The organism is Proteiniclasticum ruminis DSM 24773 (assembly GCF_000701905.1).
In the GTDB taxonomy this organism is placed as follows: domain Bacteria; phylum Bacillota; class Clostridia; order Clostridiales; family Clostridiaceae; genus Proteiniclasticum; species Proteiniclasticum ruminis.
Map to the genome: position 1 here is coordinate 1 of NZ_JNKC01000006.1, position 17,984 is coordinate 17,984.

General features: G+C 45.3%; 15 protein-coding genes and 2 rRNA genes. 12 read left to right on the plus strand and 5 right to left on the minus strand.

Annotated features, from left to right (window positions below):
- The 8 genes from T487_RS0108225 to T487_RS0108260 all read left to right on the plus strand — a co-directional run.
- A 23S ribosomal RNA gene (locus tag T487_RS0108225) occupies window positions 1–347 on the plus strand; the annotation flags it as partial.
- Window positions 348–421: 74 nt separating this feature from the next.
- Window positions 422–539, plus strand: a 5S ribosomal RNA gene (gene rrf, locus T487_RS0108230).
- A 268-nt stretch (window positions 540–807) separates the two neighbouring features.
- The gene (locus T487_RS0108235; protein WP_051651601.1) at window positions 808–1,776 is read left to right on the plus strand and encodes a polysaccharide deacetylase family protein; all 969 of its coding nucleotides are present in this window, start codon (window positions 808–810) and stop codon (window positions 1,774–1,776) included.
- 42 nt (window positions 1,777–1,818) lie between these two features.
- Window positions 1,819–2,508, plus strand: a complete 690-nt coding sequence (locus tag T487_RS0108240) for a response regulator transcription factor (protein ID WP_031576377.1) — start codon at window positions 1,819–1,821, stop codon at window positions 2,506–2,508.
- A 24-nt stretch (window positions 2,509–2,532) separates the two neighbouring features.
- Entirely contained in the window at window positions 2,533–3,930 is a 1,398-nt protein-coding gene (locus T487_RS0108245; protein ID WP_051651602.1) for a sensor histidine kinase, read from the plus strand.
- Between the two features lies 1 nt (window position 3,931).
- A complete protein-coding gene (locus T487_RS0108250; RefSeq protein ID WP_031576381.1) occupies window positions 3,932–5,413 on the plus strand; it encodes a hypothetical protein in 1,482 nt (493 codons plus the stop codon).
- A gap of 183 nt (window positions 5,414–5,596) precedes the next feature.
- A complete protein-coding gene (locus tag T487_RS0108255; RefSeq protein WP_051651603.1) occupies window positions 5,597–6,511 on the plus strand; it encodes a diacylglycerol/lipid kinase family protein in 915 nt (304 codons plus the stop codon).
- Between the two features lie 14 nt (window positions 6,512–6,525).
- Complete coding sequence (locus tag T487_RS0108260; protein ID WP_031576385.1) at window positions 6,526–6,987, plus strand: hypothetical protein; 462 nt, start codon at window positions 6,526–6,528, stop codon at window positions 6,985–6,987.
- 93 nt (window positions 6,988–7,080) lie between these two features.
- Here T487_RS0108260 and T487_RS0108265 read toward each other — a convergent pair whose 3' ends face one another.
- Window positions 7,081–7,704: a hypothetical protein gene (locus T487_RS0108265; RefSeq protein ID WP_031576387.1), complete on the minus strand. Its 624-nt coding sequence runs from the start codon at window positions 7,702–7,704 to the stop codon at window positions 7,081–7,083.
- A gap of 255 nt (window positions 7,705–7,959) precedes the next feature.
- On the opposite strand from T487_RS0108265, the gene T487_RS0108270 reads away from it, so the two are divergent.
- Genes T487_RS0108270 through T487_RS0108285 form a run of 4 tightly spaced genes read left to right on the plus strand, consistent with a single transcriptional unit; the run spans window position 7,960 to window position 13,043 of the window.
- Window positions 7,960–9,966 (plus strand): urocanate hydratase, encoded by a 2,007-nt coding sequence (locus T487_RS0108270; RefSeq protein ID WP_176758093.1) that lies wholly within the window; start codon window positions 7,960–7,962, stop codon window positions 9,964–9,966.
- A complete protein-coding gene (gene ftcD / locus T487_RS0108275; protein WP_031576390.1) occupies window positions 9,967–10,860 on the plus strand; it encodes a glutamate formimidoyltransferase in 894 nt (297 codons plus the stop codon).
- A 10-nt stretch (window positions 10,861–10,870) separates the two neighbouring features.
- Window positions 10,871–12,112 (plus strand): imidazolonepropionase, encoded by a 1,242-nt coding sequence (hutI, locus tag T487_RS0108280; RefSeq protein WP_031576391.1) that lies wholly within the window; start codon window positions 10,871–10,873, stop codon window positions 12,110–12,112.
- Window positions 12,113–12,131: 19 nt separating this feature from the next.
- Window positions 12,132–13,043, plus strand: coding sequence for an NAD(P)/FAD-dependent oxidoreductase (locus T487_RS0108285; RefSeq protein WP_051651604.1), 912 nt, complete (start codon window positions 12,132–12,134; stop codon window positions 13,041–13,043).
- 36 nt (window positions 13,044–13,079) lie between these two features.
- On the opposite strand, the gene T487_RS0108290 is transcribed toward T487_RS0108285, so the two are convergent.
- From T487_RS0108290 to T487_RS0108310, 4 genes are all read right to left on the minus strand, one after another.
- On the minus strand, window positions 13,080–13,562 hold the full coding sequence (locus T487_RS0108290; RefSeq protein WP_031576394.1) for a hypothetical protein: 483 nt from the start codon (window positions 13,560–13,562) through the stop codon (window positions 13,080–13,082).
- Window positions 13,562–15,136, minus strand: a complete 1,575-nt coding sequence (locus tag T487_RS0108295; RefSeq protein ID WP_162178239.1) for a sensor domain-containing diguanylate cyclase — start codon at window positions 15,134–15,136, stop codon at window positions 13,562–13,564. The genes T487_RS0108290 and T487_RS0108295 overlap by 1 nt, the downstream gene beginning before the upstream one ends.
- 193 nt (window positions 15,137–15,329) lie before the next feature.
- Window positions 15,330–17,030, minus strand: a complete 1,701-nt coding sequence (locus tag T487_RS15915; protein WP_051651605.1) for a CapA family protein — start codon at window positions 17,028–17,030, stop codon at window positions 15,330–15,332.
- Between the two features lie 118 nt (window positions 17,031–17,148).
- A complete protein-coding gene (locus T487_RS0108310; RefSeq protein WP_031576400.1) occupies window positions 17,149–17,781 on the minus strand; it encodes a RusA family crossover junction endodeoxyribonuclease in 633 nt (210 codons plus the stop codon).
- Window positions 17,782–17,984: the final 203 nt, after the last annotated feature.

Below are 17,984 nucleotides of genomic sequence, written 5' to 3' on the forward strand. Positions count from 1 at the left end.
GTTCGCCCATTAAAGCGGCACGCGAGCTGGGTTCAGAACGTCGTGAGACAGTTCGGTCCCTATCCGTCGCGGGCGTAGGAAATTTGAAGGGAGCTGTCCTTAGTACGAGAGGACCGGGATGGACCAACCTCTGGTGCACCAGTTGTTCCGCCAGGAGCATAGCTGGGTAGCTAAGTTGGGACAGGATAAACGCTGAAAGCATCTAAGCGTGAAGCCTACCCTAAGATAAGATTTCCCATGACGTAAGTCAGTAAGATCCCTTGAAGAACACGAGGTTGATAGGTGAGAGGTGTAAGTGCAGTAATGTATTCAGCTTACTCATACTAATAGATCGAGGGCTTAATCAAAAAAAGAACAACTTAAATTCTTTACAACCTCTGTATGCAGTTTTGAAAGATGCAGATCTTTCTAAAACTACATATCTGGTGTCTATATCTCTGAGGGTTACACCCGTTCCCATTCCGAACACGACGGTTAAGCCTCAAGGAGCCCATGATACTGCAGGGGAAGCCCTGTGGGAAAGTAGGTCGTCGCCAGTTACACTGCTCTAAGCGCAAGCTTAGGGCTTTTTTGTTGTCTCAAAACATGACATGCATCACGCCTAAACCATACGTTGTGGTGCAGGAGTTTCTTTTTCCTGTGAATTTTTGGGATTTCCTAGCAGAAAAGTCCACATAGGCTATAATGGAAGAAGAGAGGTTTTTCAGTTGAGCGGCTGATAGAATCTCAGAAAAAAATGAAGCTACTTTGTAACAAAATGAAAAACAATTGAACGTAAAATAGAACTATACATTTGGAGGAAAAAGAGTGGGAAAAAACGATATATTCAATAAGAGCAACAGCAACGGATACTATAGAGGAACAAGGAAACCAAGAATCTGGCCATTACTTCTGATTTTTGTTCTGGTGGTAGGTGTGGCCATTGGCGTTGTCATCTACAAGCTTATAGGGGAAGAACATTTTACCTCCCAGAAACCAGTCATTGCAGAACCAGAGCCAATCGAAACTCCAGTGGAAGAAGTGGTTATTGAACCCGATCCGTCAGATCTCGTGGATGATTCTAATCATATTTATGCAGCAAAAGACTACGCATACAGCGCCAAGGATGTGAGGAACTGGATCAGCAGCGTGGAACCTTACACAGGGGAGAAACTTGCATTTCTGACCTTTGATGATGGACCAAGCCCTACCAATACAGGGAAAATTCTCGATGTGCTGAAAGAGAAGGAAGCAGTTGCCACCTTCTTTACCATCGGTACCAGCTTGGAAAATACTGTGGATTCAGGTGTTATTCTGAACCGTATTCTTTCAGAAGGCCATGGAGTGGCTCTTCATAGCTATACTCATGTGTACGACAGGCTTTACCCTGGAAAGACTGTAGATAAGGAGTATGTGAAAGAAGAACTCGACAAGCTTCAGGAGAAGATCCGAGAGGTAACAGGGAAAGAGAAGTTTATGTCCCATGTATTCCGCTATCCGGGAGGCCATATGAGCTGGAAGGGAACAGAAGAAGCGGATGCGTATCTTGCTGAGAGCGGTATTGAGTATATTGATTGGAATGCTATGAATGGAGATTCAGAACCTACATCCAGAAGACCGAAAGATCCAGAAGCTCTGGCAAACTTTGTGCAGGAATCACTGACATACACAAAAATGAAGGATGTCATAGTAATCCTCATGCACGATGCAGAGAATAAGGGAATGACTGTGGAGTCTTTACCTAAAATCATTGATGATCTGAAAGCACTAGGATATAAATTCGCCATTTTGAGATAATGGACTGTCTTGGAAAAATGATGCAATCAAGGAGGAACGAGCATGAAAATACTTCTCTGTGAAGATGAAGCAAGTATTCGCGCATTTTTAAAAATTAATTTTGAAAGAAACGGGTTCACCGTTATTGAGGCAGGCACCGGTGAGGATGCACTGCGCCTTACGGAGCTGGAGAGGCCTCAGGTAGCCATCTTGGATGTGATGCTTCCAGGGATTGATGGGTTTGAAGTATGCAGAAGAATCCGGTCGTCCCATCCTGAAATAGGCATCATCATGTTGACCGCAAAAGGTCAGGATATGGACAAAATTGAAGGTTTGGAGCGAGGAGCCGATGACTACGTGGTGAAACCATTCAATCCAACAGAGTTCATTCTACGGACCAAAGCGCTCATCCGGAGACTGGAGGAAGGCAAGAACATCAAAGAGGATGATCATTTACTGAAGAGTCAGGTGTTCACACTGGATAAGTATTCCCAGACTTTGAAGAAAAACGATGAGTATGTGGAGCTGACGCCAAAAGAATTTGCCATCATGAAGATTTTTCTGGAAAATGAAGGAAAAGCATTCTCGAGAGATGAACTGCTGAATCTGGTCTGGGGTTATGACTTCATTGGAGATCCCAAGATTGTGGATGTAAACATGAGAAGACTCCGCGCCAAGGTAGAGGACAATGCTTCTGATCCTAAGTATATTGAAACAGTCTGGGGCACCGGATACAGATGGAGAAAAGTTTAATTTTGAAAGTAGGAATTGCAATACATGAAGCTGTTTAAAAGTATCAGGTCCAGACTCTCACTGAGCTATCTTCTCATCATCATGCTGACGCTCATCATTACAGATGTGGCTCTGGTCAGTGTTCTTCGTGCCTATTTTCTGAACAATGTCCGTGATACACTGTACAGTCAGCTGTCTATTTCTACAGACATCTATGAACGGTATTTTGCAGACAGCACTTTGGAAGAGAATGTGGCCAATGATGAGGATGGGTTTTGGAGACAGTCAGAAGGCCATGTCCAAATTGTGGGTCCAGATGGGATTGTTCTTTTGGACTCCACAGGAAACAGACCTCAACAAGCCCTTTCTTCAGAAGATATTCTTATGGCACTAAATGGTCAGCGGGGAACCACCATCTTTTCCAGCGGGGAAAGTGGTGAATCTCTTATGGCAGCGGCTATGCCTCTGGTATCGAATGGAGAGATTGTTGGTGTGCTGCGGCTTATTACATCCTTGCGGGGTGTCCAGCAGTCCATGAGCATCATCGTAATGTATCTGGCGATCTTTGGTATCGCTGTGGTCACTGTGACGACTCTCATCAGCAATGTCATTGCGCAGCGCTTCATTAGGCCCATAGACAAGCTGACGAAAACTGCAGAAATCATGGCCACAGGAAATTATAATGTGGTCAGTGTGAAGATGCATGAGGATGAGATCGGAAAATTGTCTGATACGCTGAACTATATGGCCAATGAAATCAGAAAGAAAGAAGAGCTGAAAAATGATTTTATCTCCTCTGTGTCCCATGAACTGAGAACTCCACTCACCTCCATTAAAGGGTGGGCAGTGACACTGAAAGATCCTATGACGGATACAGAGCTTCTTCATCAGGGACTGGATATCATCTCCAATGAGAGTGACAGACTGAAGTATATGGTGGATGAGCTTCTGGATTTTTCAAAGTTTGTGTCGGGTAAGATTGAACTGGAAAAAGATTGGGTAGACATTGAAGAGCTTTTTCTCTTTCTAAAGCATAACATCGATGACCGTGCCAAACGGGAAAAGAAGAACTTCGTGGTGGAGATCACTGAAGATATGGGGACCTGCTTTGTGGATCCCAACAGATTGAAGCAGGTATTCATCAATCTCATTGATAACTCCTTCAAGTTTACGAAGGAAGGCGGACATATCACGTTACGAATGGATCATCGTAAAAACTATATCGATTTTATTGTGGAGGATGATGGCAGCGGCATTTCTGAAGCGGATATCTCCAAGGTGAAAGAGAAATTCTATAAAGGCAAGACTTCCAACTCCACCAATGGGATCGGGCTTTCCATCTGTGATGAGATTGCGCTCCTTCATGGAGGAGAACTGATCATAGAAAGTCAGTTGAATGAAGGAACCAAAGTAACGTTACGGCTTCCGAACGGAGGAAAATAACATGAGCAGGGACATTGTCAAAAAGAATATGATCATTGCAGCTGTCCTTCTGATGGTCGTTTGCCTCAATGGCTGCAAAATCAGGCTTGCGGAAATCAGTGCCAGTGTCATGGCACCTGTGAAGGTGACCACTCCTTTGGAAGGGCAATACCGCTTCAAGAACGTACAGCATCTGGAAGAAGGAAAGTTTGTGGATGATACAGGCTTTCGGACCTTCACGGCTGAGTTCACCCAAGAGTCTGCAAGAATCGGCCTGGAGAGAGTGGAATCGCCACTTTATGTAGCAAAGCTGGTGAGTACTTATGAATATTTTGTGGAGAATTTCAGGACCAATCCCAATAGATTTGAAATAAAAGATGATAAAATAGAAATCATGCGCATCACCAGTGAAGGACAGTCTTTTTATGAGGTTTTCCGTATAAATGAAGATGAAATCGGGATTGTCAAAGGCAATCATCTGATCACTCTCGTAAAGACGGAGTTTACCCCTGAAGGTCTAGGACCTTATGTAGACGGTAAGGCCAATCAGCTGGAGACCGAGCTTCTGGAAGATCAGGATTATGAACCCATAGCGGGTGTTCTTCTGGGTCTTCGGGGACAACGGAATGATGAGACAGAAGAGCCTTCCTATAGAACCCTCTGGATCACCAACGATGGGGAGATCCAGGAAGTATATGAGATTGACAATATTCTTTTTCCAAGAAAAGAGTTCTGGAAAATGGAGGTTGTGAAAGAAGCCGGAAAAGAACGGCTTCAGATTTATGCCATCACGGGTACGCCCAGCAATCTGAAGGAAGAGATTGTGTATCATTATCCCGCCGAGTATGTGGATGTGGAGTTTGTGGGAAACAATTACCTCAGCATCCTCACATCAGACGAGAGCTCTTATGACAGAAGTGAGATGACAGAAGGATTGACCATTGGTGTAGATGGATATAATGAATATACTCCGGTTCCCATTGAGACTTTTTATGGTGAGGCTGGAAGGCAAGCTTTTTTAAGCTCCCTGAAACAGGCGACCGATGAGACAGAGGAGGTGCTTATGGCCAATCCTGAGACGGAAGAGTTCATAGACAGCTTTATTCTGAGAAGACATCATGGGAACTGGATGCTGGAATCGAGTTTCCAGTTGGGAGACGATACCATAAAAGTGCCCATCGCACTGCGGGCAGATATAAATCTTGTCACTTATGATGAGCTGACCATTCCCTGGTCTAAAGTACGTGAGAGGGTCCCCCAGGCACTGGATGCTTTCAATGCACCTGGAAACAGCTTTATGCTGGTGAGGACACCGAAATATCTCATGATGTATCGGATAGTAGGGGGAGAACTTGCGGAAGAACCGCTCCAGGCAATTGAAATCAAGGAAGAAGAAGAAATCATCATGGCGGAATGGGCAAGAGGAGAGTTTGTCAAAAGATGGACCGATATGGCATCCAGAGAAGGACATAAGATCATATTTGTGCAGAATCGAACTCCTTAACAAAAAGCTTCAGGAAGAACCGTCTTTCTGAAGCTTTTTTATATCACAGTGGTGAATAAAAAGCGTATAATTAGGAAGGGAGATCAGGATTTGTCCAGTTCTTAAAGGAATCTGAAGTTCATTAACAAATCTCTCTGAATAAGATACAATTAAACTAAGAATGATAAGATATTGAGGTAGCATATGGGAACCATCAAACATTTATTTATTGTCAATCCGGTGGCGGGAAACGGTATTGCCATGAAGATGACCGGCACCATCCATAAGCTTTTTAAAGAGCTGAAACTGAAATACCAGGACATCTCCTATGAGATTGTCTACACAAAAGAAGAAGGCCATGCAACTCAGATTGCAAGGAAATATTCCTCCATGGGAGACTACAGGATTTATGCGGTGGGAGGAGACGGCACGCTGAATGAGGTGCTCAATGGCATGATGGGCTCCACCTCCACGCTTGGATGTATTCCAGGAGGTTCAGGCAATGATTTCATCAAGAGTCTTGTAGAGACCTTTGACAGAAGAAGGATTCTTATGAATACTGTGCTGGGTCAGGTGGAGGAGATTGATGTGCCGTCGGTGGATGGCAGATACTTCATCAACATTGCATCCATGGGGTTTGATGCTTCAGTGGTCAACAATGTGGAGAAATGGAAGAACGTAAAGTACTTGCCCAATAAGTTTGCCTATCTGGCTTCTGTGCTGGATACAGCAAAAGATTTCCAGAATCTTTCTCTGAAAATTGTGGTGGACGGCAAAGAAATCGTTACGGAAGCTTTCATGGTGGCCATCGCCAATGCAAAATACTATGGTGGAGGCATCAAAATTGCGCCAGAGGCGGACTATAAAGACGGTCTCTTGGATCTGCTTCTTGTCAGGGACATCACCCGTGCAAAAATCATGAAGTTTTTGCCAAAGGCTATTCCGGGAAAACACATGGGATTGGAGGAAGTGACACTGCTTCGGGGCAAGCAGATTGATCTTTACAGCGATGAGCCTGTTTTTGTCAATATAGACGGTGAGCTGGAAGCCAGGCGTGAAGCTCACTTTGTCATGGGAGAGAAAAAAGTGAAGTTTATTGTACCCAGAAATACATTTTAAAGGAGTGCAGTCAAGTGGAAGAGAAGGATACAAAAAGAGAGAAGTTTGCGAAGAACCTGGGAAAAATCACCAGTGAAGTGCTACATGTGTCAGGAGATGCAGTGGGGCTTCTGGCTATGAAAATGGGCAAAGATGCTTTTGCCTATAAAACGATTAAGACCATGAGACAGAAGAGCCAGGAAGCTGGAGATCAGGTGGAACGCTTTGTAGATGAGAATATACAAAAAGTCCAGGTCCGCATCGAAGAACAGGATCTGAAGGATCTGCGGGATAAAGTGGATGGTGTGGTGCAGGATGTGAAAGACGCCGTAAAAAAGGTGGACATTCATAAGATCACGGACCAGGTCAAAGAGAAAGCAGAGTCTATCATCACAAAAGAGACCAAGATCTATGGGGATGCTTCTCACTTCTATGAGGAAGATAAAAAAGTAGAAGGCATTGTCATTGATGAAGTGACTTGGAAAGAAGAGGACTAGGATCGTAATATATATTCGTTAAAATGAAGAGAATAAAGATAGAGCGGAAGAACATTTATGGCATACCATTTTTGTTCTTCCGCTCTATTTCAGTTAAGACTTTTTGTTTTCTGAATCCGGTTTTTCATAGACTTCATAGGATCCCTGGACCTTTGCAGACTCTTTAGGACCAGTTCTAGGCTCCTCCTTGGGACGATAGGTAGAATCGGGTTTTCTTGGCCTGGAGGAGGTTCTGAAGACCAGGTACACGCCAAGTAGAAGGATCAGGAACGCCCGTACTGTGGAGAAGTTGAACCAATAGGGGAAATCTCCCAGATATCTGCCGTAGGTGAGGAAAGAACCGACGAGAATCAGTGCGATGGAAATCACAAGGATCCCTCTGTCCTTTGGTTTAGCCAGGTAGTACTGCAGCAGAGAGAAACCGAAGAATACCATAAAAATGGTGCTTGTAAGTCCATCCATAATGGGCACAAATTCTTTCACCAGGAAATATCCGCCGATGAGTGTCAGAAGACCTCCGGGAATCAGCACACTGGCATCCCGGTATCTGTAGTTTGAAAAGTAGTCAATCTCCAGAAATAGTCCAGGCAGCAGAATGAACAGCGGCCACATATTTCTCATGGAAAAAAGATCGTTCAGAAAAATTGCGTTGTATAGAGCGCCACCACCGATGAGGATCAGGATGAGGCCAATATAGTATGATGTTTTATTTCTCATGATTTCATACCTCCTTCTTTGCTAACAGAATATCCTGTTAAAATTAAAACCATGTTAAAAAAGACGGTTGATTTTATAAATCGCCATTTTTTACAAAGATCTTTCATGCAGTGCGGACAATTGTTTTCATGGTGGAAAAACACGGGAGTTCTCTAAAAAGCTTCTGAAAACTTCACTTTGAGGTGTTTAAAGTTTAAGGGTTTCGGGCTAAAATGTAGATATGCATAGAAAACGTTTTAATGGAGGGAAGTTTTGATGATGGAAATACAAGAACTGTCCATGGGAGTGGTTTTACACGGACCTCTGCCAAAGAAGCCGGAGTTTCTGCCGGGAATCAGAAGAGCGCCAAACCGTGGGTACACTCTTTCCAAGAAAGAAACAAAGGTAGCTCTTATGAACGCTCTGCGGTATGTTCCGGAAGAGCATCATGAGGTCATGGCCAAGGAATTTTACGAGGAGCTGAAAACCTATGGCAGAATCTATGGCTACCGGTACCGTCCTGAAGGGAGAATCTACGGAAAACCTCTAGAGGACTATGAGGGACGCTGCACCGAAGGGAAAGCCATTCAGGTCATGATGGACAACAATCTGGATTTCGATGTGGCTCTTTATCCTTATGAGCTGGTTACCTATGGAGAAACAGGTCAGGTCTGCCAGAACTGGATGCAGTACAGGCTCATCAAAAGCTATCTGGAAGTGCTGGAAAGCGATGAGACCCTGGTTCTGGAATCGGGTCATCCTCTAGGCATCTTCAAAAGCCATGCCATGGCGCCAAGACTTATCATCACCAATGCTATGATGGTGGGGATGTTTGACACCCAGGAGCATTGGCACTATGCCATGCAGATGGGCGTGGCAAACTATGGACAGATGACCGCTGGAGGTATGATGTATATCGGACCACAAGGCATCGTTCATGGAACGTTCAACACCATTTTGAACGCCGGACGTATGAAGCTTGGGCTGAAGGGAGAGGAGAATCTGGAAGGATATCTCTTTGTATCCTCAGGCCTCGGAGGCATGAGCGGCGCTCAGCCGAAGGCAGCAGATATCGCAGGGGCTGTGTCTATTGTGGCGGAGGTGGATGCTTCGAGAATCAAGACCAGAACGGATCAGGGCTGGGTGAAAGAAGTAGCAGAGACTCCCATGGAAGCCTTCCGTATGGCTGAAGAGGCCATGGAGAAAAAAGAGGCGCTGTCCATCGCATTTCATGGAAATATTGTGGACCTTCTGTCTTATGCTGTGGAGCATCATAAAACCATTCATCTTCTTTCAGATCAGACCAGCTGTCATGCGCCATATGATGGCGGATATTGTCCAGAAGGCATCAGCTTTGAAGAGAGAACCCACCTTTTGGAGACAAACAGAGCTCTTTTCCGAAAGAAAGTAGACGAGACGCTTCTGCACCATTATGAGCTTATCAAAAAGCTCTCAGACAGAGGTACCTACTTCTTTGATTATGGAAACTCTTTCATGAAAGCGGTCTATGATGCTGGAGCAAAAGACATCGCAAAGAATGGCACCGATGAGAAAGATGGATTCATCTTCCCGTCCTATGTGGAAGACATCATGGGTCCAGAACTCTTTGACTATGGTTATGGACCCTTCAGATGGGTCTGCCTTTCAGGAAAAGAAGAGGATCTGAAGGCTACGGATGCCTGTGCCATGAGCTGTATTGATAAAAATAGAAGAGCCCAGGATCTGGACAATTACAACTGGATCCGGGATGCGGAGAAAAATCAGCTGGTGGTGGGCACCAAAGCGAGGATTCTCTATCAGGATGCGGAAGGAAGGCTTAAAATTGCTCTGGCCTTCAACCAGATGGTTCGGGAGAAGAAGGTTGGTCCCATTATGCTGGGCAGAGACCATCATGATGTTTCCGGCACCGATTCCCCCTTCAGAGAAACCGCCAACATCAAGGATGGCAGCAATATCATGGCAGATATGGCTGTGCAGTGCTTCGCAGGAAATGCCGCAAGAGGCATGACCATGGTGGCCCTTCATAACGGTGGCGGTGTTGGTATTGGAAAGTCCATCAACGGAGGCTTTGGCATGGTCCTGGATGGCAGCGATAGAGTGGACGAGATTTTAAAGACGGCTATGCTGTGGGATGTCATGGGTGGCGTTGCCAGAAGATCCTGGGCGAGAAACCCCCATGCCATGGAAACCAGTATCCGGTTCAATGAGGAAGAAAAAGGAAAAATTACCATACCAAGAATTCCGGAAGAGGAACTTCTTGAAAAACTGCTGGAGGAGAAGTAAATGGAAAGAATTGTAGAATGTGTGCCAAATTTCAGTGAGGGAAGAAGACCTGAAGTCATCGAGAAAATCATCGACAGCTTCAGAGGAAAAGACGGAGTGAAGCTTCTGGACTATTCCAGTGACAAAGACCACAACCGTACCGTGGTGACCCTGGTGGGAGAACCAGAGAACGTGAAAGAAGCGGTGATCCAAGCTGTAAAAGTGGCAATGGATGAGATTGATCTTCGAAATCATACGGGAGAGCATCCAAGAATGGGTGCCTGTGATGTGATTCCTTTTATACCCATCAAGAACTATTCCATTGAAGAGGCTGTAGCACTTTCCAAAGAAGTGGGAGAAGCCATTGGAGCTCTTGGAATCCCGGTATTTCTCTATGAGCGCAGTGCCACGGCAGCCCACAGAGAAAATCTTGCGGCCATCCGGAAAGGACAGTTTGAGGGGATGGCGGAGAAGATGAAAGAAGAGAAGTGGTACAGTGATTTTGGACCAGGTGTTCCTCATGGATCTTTCGGCACAGTGGCCGTTGGCGCAAGAATGCCTCTGGTGGCGTTCAATGTGAATCTGAACACACCGGATGTGGCCATTGCAGATGCCATTGCCAAGAAGGTCCGTCACATTGGAGGAGGCCTCCGGTATGTGAAAGGCATGGGCGTGTACTTGAAAGACAGAAATATTGCACAGGTGTCCATGAATCTTACGGACTATACCAAGACTTCCATTTACAGGGCTCTCGAAACTGTACGTTTTGAAGCCAAGCGCTATGGGGTCAGCGTTGTGGGAACGGAGATCATTGGTCTTGTGCCTCAGCAGGCCCTCATTGATTCTGCAGAGTATTATATGGGCATAGAGAACTTCTCCAGTGCTCAGATTCTTGAGAACAAGCTGTCTGAATAAGGAGGGCAAAATGGGAGAAATACTGATAAAAAACCTGGCCTCTTTGGCCACCAACACTGGGAACAAGGGAAAAGGCGGAAAAGAGATGGGAAACATTGTGGAACTTCTCCATCCCTGGGTACTCATTAAAGACGGCATCATTCATAAGATTGGAGGGGAGGAGCTTCAGGATTTGGCAAAAGATGCCAAGGTTCTGGATGGAACCGGTAAGACCCTTCTTCCTGGGTTTGTGGATCCCCATACCCATCTGGTTTTTGGCGGTACCCGTGAAGAAGAGTTCAGTATGAGGCTTCGCGGTGAAAGCTATATGGCCATTATGGAAAAAGGCGGTGGCATCAAGTACAGTGTGCGTAAAACCAGAGAAGCTTCCTTTGAAGAACTTTTCACTCAGGCGGAGAAAACGCTGAAGAATATGGCAGAGCTGGGCATCACCACCGTGGAAGCCAAAAGCGGATATGGCCTGGATAAAGACACAGAACTGAAACAGCTGAGGGTGACGAAAAAGCTCATGGAAACCAGTCCCATCGAGATTGTTTCCACCTTCATGGGGGCCCATGACATTCCTCTGGAGTACAAGGGAAGAGACCGGGAGTTTTTGGATTTTCTCACTGATGAGGTGCTTCCTGTGATAAAAGAGGAGAACCTGGCAGAGTTTGGGGATATCTTCACGGAAAAGAATGTATTTACGGTAGAAGATTCCAGAACGTACCTGAAGAAAATGAGAGAAGCAGGGCTGAAACTGAAGATCCATGCAGATGAAATCAATGACTTGGGCGGTGCAGCACTTGCAGCAGAGCTGTCTCTTGTCAGTGCGGACCATCTGCTGAAAGCCAATGAAGAAGGTCTCCTGAAGATGAAAGAAGCTGGTGTTATTCCTGTGCTCCTGCCCCTTACCGCTTTTTCTTTGAAAGAAGAGTTTGCAAAGGCAAGGTACATGATTGATCTGGGTCTTCCCGTGGCCATGGGAACAGACTTTAATCCAGGCAGCTGCTATTCCTTCTCCGTGCCACTGATGCTTTCCTTAGGCACCCTTTATATGGGGATGACACCGGAGGAGGCACTTACGGCGGTGACCCTGAACAGCGCAGCGGCTCTTGAGAGGGCAGACCGCATCGGCAGTATTGAAGAAGGGAAAGAGGCAGACCTAATTCTCGTCGATGCACCTTCTTACCGTTTCCTCACCTATCACTTCGGGATGAATCTGGTGACAACCACTGTGAAAAAAGGTAAGATAGTGTATATGAAACAGTAGAAATCGAGGAGGAGAAAGCATGACAGAATACGATCTCATCATCATCGGCGGAGGCGCTTCCGGTATGAGTGCGGCCTTAAGTGCCAGAGCGGAGGGAATAGAAAAGATTCTCATCCTGGACCGGGAGGACTCTCTAGGGGGAATCCTCAATGAACTGATCGAGGTCGGTCATGGGTTCATAGAAGAAGGCATCACTGGGGTGGAGGTTTCAGAAGAACTCAAGGAGAAGGTCAAAAAAGAAAAGATTGAAGTGAAACTGGGGACCTTGGTTCTGGATGTGAGAAGAGACAAGCGGATCAAGTATGTGTCCGGCAGTGAAGGCGTCAAGGAAGTTCTTGGAAAATCTGTGATTTTTGCCACTGGAGCCAGAGAAAGGCCCAGAGGAGAGCTTAATATTTCCTCCAATAAGTCTGCTGGAATCATGTCTGTGGGCTCCGCGAGAAAGCTCATGGTCTATGAGGGATATCTTCCGGGAAAACATGTGGTCATTTACAGTCAGGATGTCAACAGCCTGTACCTGGCGAAAATGCTCCTGGTGGAAGGCGCAAAGGAAATCACCATCATAGAGCCCACCAAGAGTCTCAAAGAGGATTATGGATATAAAGCGTATCTGGACGCATTTCCCAATGTCAGGATGCTCTATAACACCAAGATCATTCAAATTATAGAAAATGGACGTATTGAAGGGGTTGTCATCAAAACCGCAGAGGGACAGGAGGAGAGCATCTCCTGTGACAGTCTTCTTCTTTCTGTAGGACTTGATCCTTCTAAGAGACTGTTCAAGAAGTTTCGACGGGGAATGGATGAAATGGGGATGTTTGTATCAGGAAATGCAGAAGAAGTCTCCTATGATCTTCCTGTGGTTGTGGAAAAAGGTGAGCGAGCCGGAAAATCTGCCGCGACCTATTTGAAAAAATTGAATGAAGCATAAAACATAAAAGAAGTTCCAGAAAGCCTGGAACTTCTTTTATGTTTTGCTGTTACCTTTTGTAAGTTTCTTTTTGACTTCTTCTCTTAGGAGCTCCTTGGTGGAGGGATGATTGTATTTATAAAGCCGAAGATACTCATATTCTTTATAAGAAAGAAGATTCTCACCATATAGGGTATCTAGATACGGCACATCAAACCGGTGACTTAAGACCTCAGCCAGAAGCTTCCGTTCGCTTCCTTGCTGATAGTAGACCTGAAGCGCAAAGGGGGAAGCATCAAAGGTCTGTTTTTTTACATATTCCACGGTCATATGTTCTTCCAGATGAGGATCTTTTCCATAGGTAGGATTGGGAATGGGCACATAGTAGACAATACGCTCCACGCGAAAGGGCATGGAAGCAATGGTAAACTCAGCTTTATCCGGGAGCATGTTTCGCTCAATGGCGCCATCTCTCTTGAAGATGGGCACTTTATAGATGAGAACAAGGAACAGAAGGAAGGACAAGGCTGTGGTGAGCATCAAAGCACCTCCCAGTGAATGGTATTTTTACCGGATTCTTTTGCAGACTTCAGTTTTCTGTCGGCCAGAATGAACAGTTCCTTTTCACAGCTGGCGTCTTCTGGATAAGCTGCAAGGCCAATGGAAAGAGTCAGTGGATGGTCCACTTTATGGAGGGCTATGGAGAGGGCAGAGTCCTGGATGGTTCTTGCTACATCCAAAGCCTCTTCCCGGGTTCTTTTCGGCAGGATGATTGTAAACTCATCTCCACCATACCGGAAAGCTTCTCCTTTAAACTTCACTGCATTTTTAAGGCTTCCACCCACTTCTTTCAGGACTTCATCTCCCGTGGCATGCCCGTAAATCTCATTGAAACTTTTAAAATCATCCACATCGATGACCATGAGAATAAAAGAGATTCCGGACTCCATATATCGAGCTATGGTATCTTTATAGTGCCTATGGTTATAGACCTTGGTGAGCTCATCTGTAATGGCCAGAGTTCTGATTTTGTCATAAAGCTGGATGTTCTCAAAAGCCAGGGCTGCCTGGCCAGAAAAGGTGATGAGTGCATCCAGATCTTCATCCTGAATGGGTTTTTGGTTGAAGCAGTTGTCCACAAGGTAGACGCCCACCACCTGATCTTTGGAAATCATCGGTACCACTGCATAATTCTCAAAACTGAGTTTTTCAAGGATGGGCCCTAAGTCTTCGGGATTTCCTTGCCGGATGAGAAGAGGTGTTTTTTCGCGCACGCAGCGGAGGAGAGGGTTCCTCTCATGGCTGCCGATGGGAAGAGACACCTTACGGACCACGTCCAGAAGGGTTTCGTCCTTTTCTTCAGGACTATTTAGAACTTCGTGGAGATTGGACTGTTTGATGACCACATCTCCCCAGATTCTATAGGCTTCTTTCCGGTTGGAAGGTCCAATGGCATATTCACCCACCAGTGTATCCTCTTCCACAAGAAAAAGCAGACCTCTGTTGAATCCTAAGCCATACCCTGCAGTGATGGCTGTGAGTACAATTTTATCCAGCTTTTTCAGATCCTTGACGCTCTGCATGGAGGTGGTGATGTCCCTTAAAAGTGTCATTTCGTTGATTTTTGTATGAAGCTTCTGTAGCCAATCCTCATTATTCTTCACCACCTGATGGAGGATTCTTGAAAAATAAAGTAGAGAAACCAGGGCACATCCAAGGACGATCATGGTTTCCTGATACACTTCCTTTGAGAGGCCGAAAATCTGGTGGTGATAAGAAAGTGCAGCTCCAGCAAGAACATAGAGGACCACACCGCCATAGATGCCATGTCCGAGGATGGACAGCGTCAGTGGAAATAGGAAAAGGAGCGGTGCAAGAGGAGAGGTGTTCGAGAGAACCAGCAGCGCGTAGAGCACAAGGAGAAATGAACCAGCAACCACTGCCAGTTTATGGAGTTTGGGCTGGTAGCTTCTGATATAGTTCACGGCAAGACCCAATGCAGAAGCCAGAAGAAGAATGGATCCTTCCTCTTGGATATTCAGGCCTTCCTGAAGATAAAGAAGATACAAGATGAACCCAATAAAAAAGAAATATAGAACAGGACGATTCTTCAAGATCATATCCCCCCTGTAATGATTGATTTTCTTGGCAAACTATGGTCATTGTATCATTTTGGACTGAAGAATTCCATAGTGAGGTTAAAGGTTTTCAAGTCTGATTCTTTTTCTGAAATATCCAGGAGAAGTTTTAATGAGGATGATGGAATTAGAAAAAAAGAACATCCGAAAATTCAGATGTTCTTTGGTGTTATTCCTGATCCAAAGATCTTTTGGAAAAATCAATGGGAGCTGTGGTGTCGAGTTTGAGTTTATCCAGTGCTCTTCTAATATGGGCTTCATTGTCCATGAGAATGGGGGTATAGAGGTTCTTCGAGGTGTGTCCGGCCCAATAGAGGGGCTTGTGGGTGAACTCGGCGTGAAGTTCTCCGAAGCGGTCTTTTTTAAGATTCACATTCACCAGAACACTGTCGGGATCTTTTACGCCATTATAGTTCAGAAACAGAAAGTCTCCGAAGCTGTAATAAATGGGTTTTCCCTGATAGACTTCTACTTCCTGGAGCACATGGGGATGGTGTCCATACACCAGGTCTGAACCCATATCAATGAGTTTTCTGCCCATCTCTTTCTGCTTCCAAGTCACTTCATGAGTGTTCTGTCCGCCCCAGTGGATGGAGGTGACGATGTAATCGACTTTTTCCACGTTTCGCATCCTGTCGATATCCTTCATGATTCTCTCATCTGACACAGAGCTGGTATTAAAGCCCAGATATCCAAGAAGACCGACCTTGATGCCGTCCTTTTCAAAAACCGAAGTGGATTCTACAAAGACGTTGCCGATTTCGATGTTCTCCGTAAAGGTCTCATTGGTGCCGAAGTATTCGATGCCGCTGGCTTCCACATGGGTGAGGCTTTCCTCGAATCCTGCCTCCAGAAAATCCACCATATGGTTGTTCACGATGTTCACATGGGTAATGCCGCCTAGGGTCAGCACATCGATATATTCAATACGCGGTGCTTTTATATTATATATTTTGCCCTTCTGTCCTCTGGTTTCACTGGTGAAGACATTTTCAAGGTTTGCAATGACCATGTCGGCTTTCTGGAATTCTTCCTGAAGACCAGCTAGAAAATAGCCGCCCCCATGCTCCTGCCAGAGTTTGTCAAAAGCGTTCTTTCGTCCCCCTGTTGTGGCAACAGCGGTGTCACCCAGGAGAATAAAGCTCAGGTTCTGTTCCTTCTCTTTTTTCAGGAGTGCTTCATAATATCCATCTGCGTCTCTCTTCTTGGTGGTTTCCATGAACGATAAGGCCGGGTAGGGATCTTGACTCTTCTCATAGGAGAAAGAAAGAGAAGTGTCATCCGTGTAGATCTCATGGCCTGTAATCTCCAAGAGATCTGCCACAGGCAGAAACAGCATCCCATTTTTCATGTAGGTTTCTCCATGAAGAGAAAATGCAGTCTCAAAATCATGGTCTCCTTCTTGATAATGGAGCCTTGCTTCCCGGGCATTCTTTTCGAGAATTACATAGGCAGTGCCCTTTCCAAGATCTTTTTTCAGAAGGAAGGAGCCTTCAGGGCTTTCAGTATATGTATACTGAAGCGTAGCTGAAAGAACAGACAAGGAGGCATAGGGAACGTCCCAAAGAGTCAGAAAGTCTTCGACCCTGGCTTCTTTCAGCTGAAGAAAATCCAGTCTGCCGGAAGAAAGGGAAGGATCTTCGCTTTCAGATCTCAGGGGCAGGTTCTCATAAAGACGTAAGGTAGTGTCCTCTTCCACACGGAACCTTTCATAAGAGCTGAAAGGATCAGGTGTTTCCGGGGCCTTGGGAGAGGCTTCGGCTTCTTCAGAAGGGGGGGAAGCTGTGAGGTTTTTCAGATCACTGCAGCCACTTGTAAAAATCAGAAGGGCAAAAAGCAGAAAAAGTGTGGTGTATTTTCTAAAATGCATAGGCATCCGTCACGTCCTTTACGATTTAAAATCCCCCAAATTATATCATATTTCTTGTGTAAAGAGTGTTACAATAAAAAAAAGAATCCCCAGTTTCTTAGAGATTCAATGTATATCCTTACCGAAGCTTGGCGAAGCAGTCTTTACAGATGAGGGTTCTGCCACCATTGCCACTGATGAAATTGCCGTTTTTTAGAGGTTTCTCGCAGACTTCACAGCGCTTTTTGTCCTTCAGATCTTCTTCCACTTTTTTCTTAGCCGGGAGCTTCTTTGACACCTTTCCTTTGGTGTTGGCTGGAGGTTCATAGTTTTTTACCTCAATGGGTGTTTCTCTTCTGTAGACCGTAAAGTCCAGATTGAACTGGCTTTCCCGATAAAGCTCCAGCTCAAAGCGAGGATTTTCCTTGTCATAGTATTCTTCGATGACAAGTCTTGTGACCTGAGCATCATTGATGATGAGACCTGATTTTTCAATGCCGTCGAAGATGCTCTTGGTGATGTTGTTGGTGTCCGGATGTCTTTTCTCACTTTTGTAGAAGACCTTGAGGACTGCGATTAGCGCCTCGGTAAAGACAACACCTGGATTCTGAGCTCGGGCCAGAAGGGCGATGGTGGACTCATAGACATCATAGCGGTCGCTGTAGCTTCCTGTATTTTTGGGCAGAAAAAAGCGGCCTTCTTTACTGACCATTTTAAAATTCGATTTACTGATGGGGGTACCAGGGACCACGACTTTGGCATAATCAGACATGAATCTTCACCTACAATTTTATTTTAGAACATGTATTCTAAAGGTAGTATAGCATGGAACGGCAGGGAAGAAAAAAGTTTTCAAGAGAAATTAAGTTTTTTTGTATCTAAGCCCTAAAGAATGTATAATATCATAGGTAGTGACAATGAGGATAGTCCTTGATGCCCAATGTGGCCAGAGAGAAGAGAAGATCCTTGGGTCAA

Excerpts from the sequence above, each read along its gene's own strand:
- T487_RS0108240 (WP_031576377.1), top strand. The coding sequence starts at position 1,819 with ATGAAAATACTTCTCTGTGAAGATGAAGCAAGTATTCGCGCATTTTTA.
- T487_RS0108245 (WP_051651602.1), top strand. The coding sequence starts at position 2,533 with ATGAAGCTGTTTAAAAGTATCAGGTCCAGACTCTCACTGAGCTATCTT.
- T487_RS0108250 (WP_031576381.1), top strand. The coding sequence starts at position 3,932 with ATGAGCAGGGACATTGTCAAAAAGAATATGATCATTGCAGCTGTCCTT.
- T487_RS0108255 (WP_051651603.1), top strand. The coding sequence starts at position 5,597 with ATGGGAACCATCAAACATTTATTTATTGTCAATCCGGTGGCGGGAAAC.
- T487_RS0108265 (WP_031576387.1), bottom strand. The coding sequence starts at position 7,704 with ATGAGAAATAAAACATCATACTATATTGGCCTCATCCTGATCCTCATC.
- T487_RS0108270 (WP_176758093.1), top strand. The coding sequence starts at position 7,960 with ATGATGGAAATACAAGAACTGTCCATGGGAGTGGTTTTACACGGACCT.
- ftcD (WP_031576390.1), top strand. The coding sequence starts at position 9,967 with ATGGAAAGAATTGTAGAATGTGTGCCAAATTTCAGTGAGGGAAGAAGA.
- hutI (WP_031576391.1), top strand. The coding sequence starts at position 10,871 with ATGGGAGAAATACTGATAAAAAACCTGGCCTCTTTGGCCACCAACACT.
- T487_RS0108285 (WP_051651604.1), top strand. The coding sequence starts at position 12,132 with ATGACAGAATACGATCTCATCATCATCGGCGGAGGCGCTTCCGGTATG.
- T487_RS0108290 (WP_031576394.1), bottom strand. The coding sequence starts at position 13,562 with ATGCTCACCACAGCCTTGTCCTTCCTTCTGTTCCTTGTTCTCATCTAT.
- T487_RS15915 (WP_051651605.1), bottom strand. The coding sequence starts at position 17,030 with ATGCATTTTAGAAAATACACCACACTTTTTCTGCTTTTTGCCCTTCTG.
- T487_RS0108310 (WP_031576400.1), bottom strand. The coding sequence starts at position 17,781 with ATGTCTGATTATGCCAAAGTCGTGGTCCCTGGTACCCCCATCAGTAAA.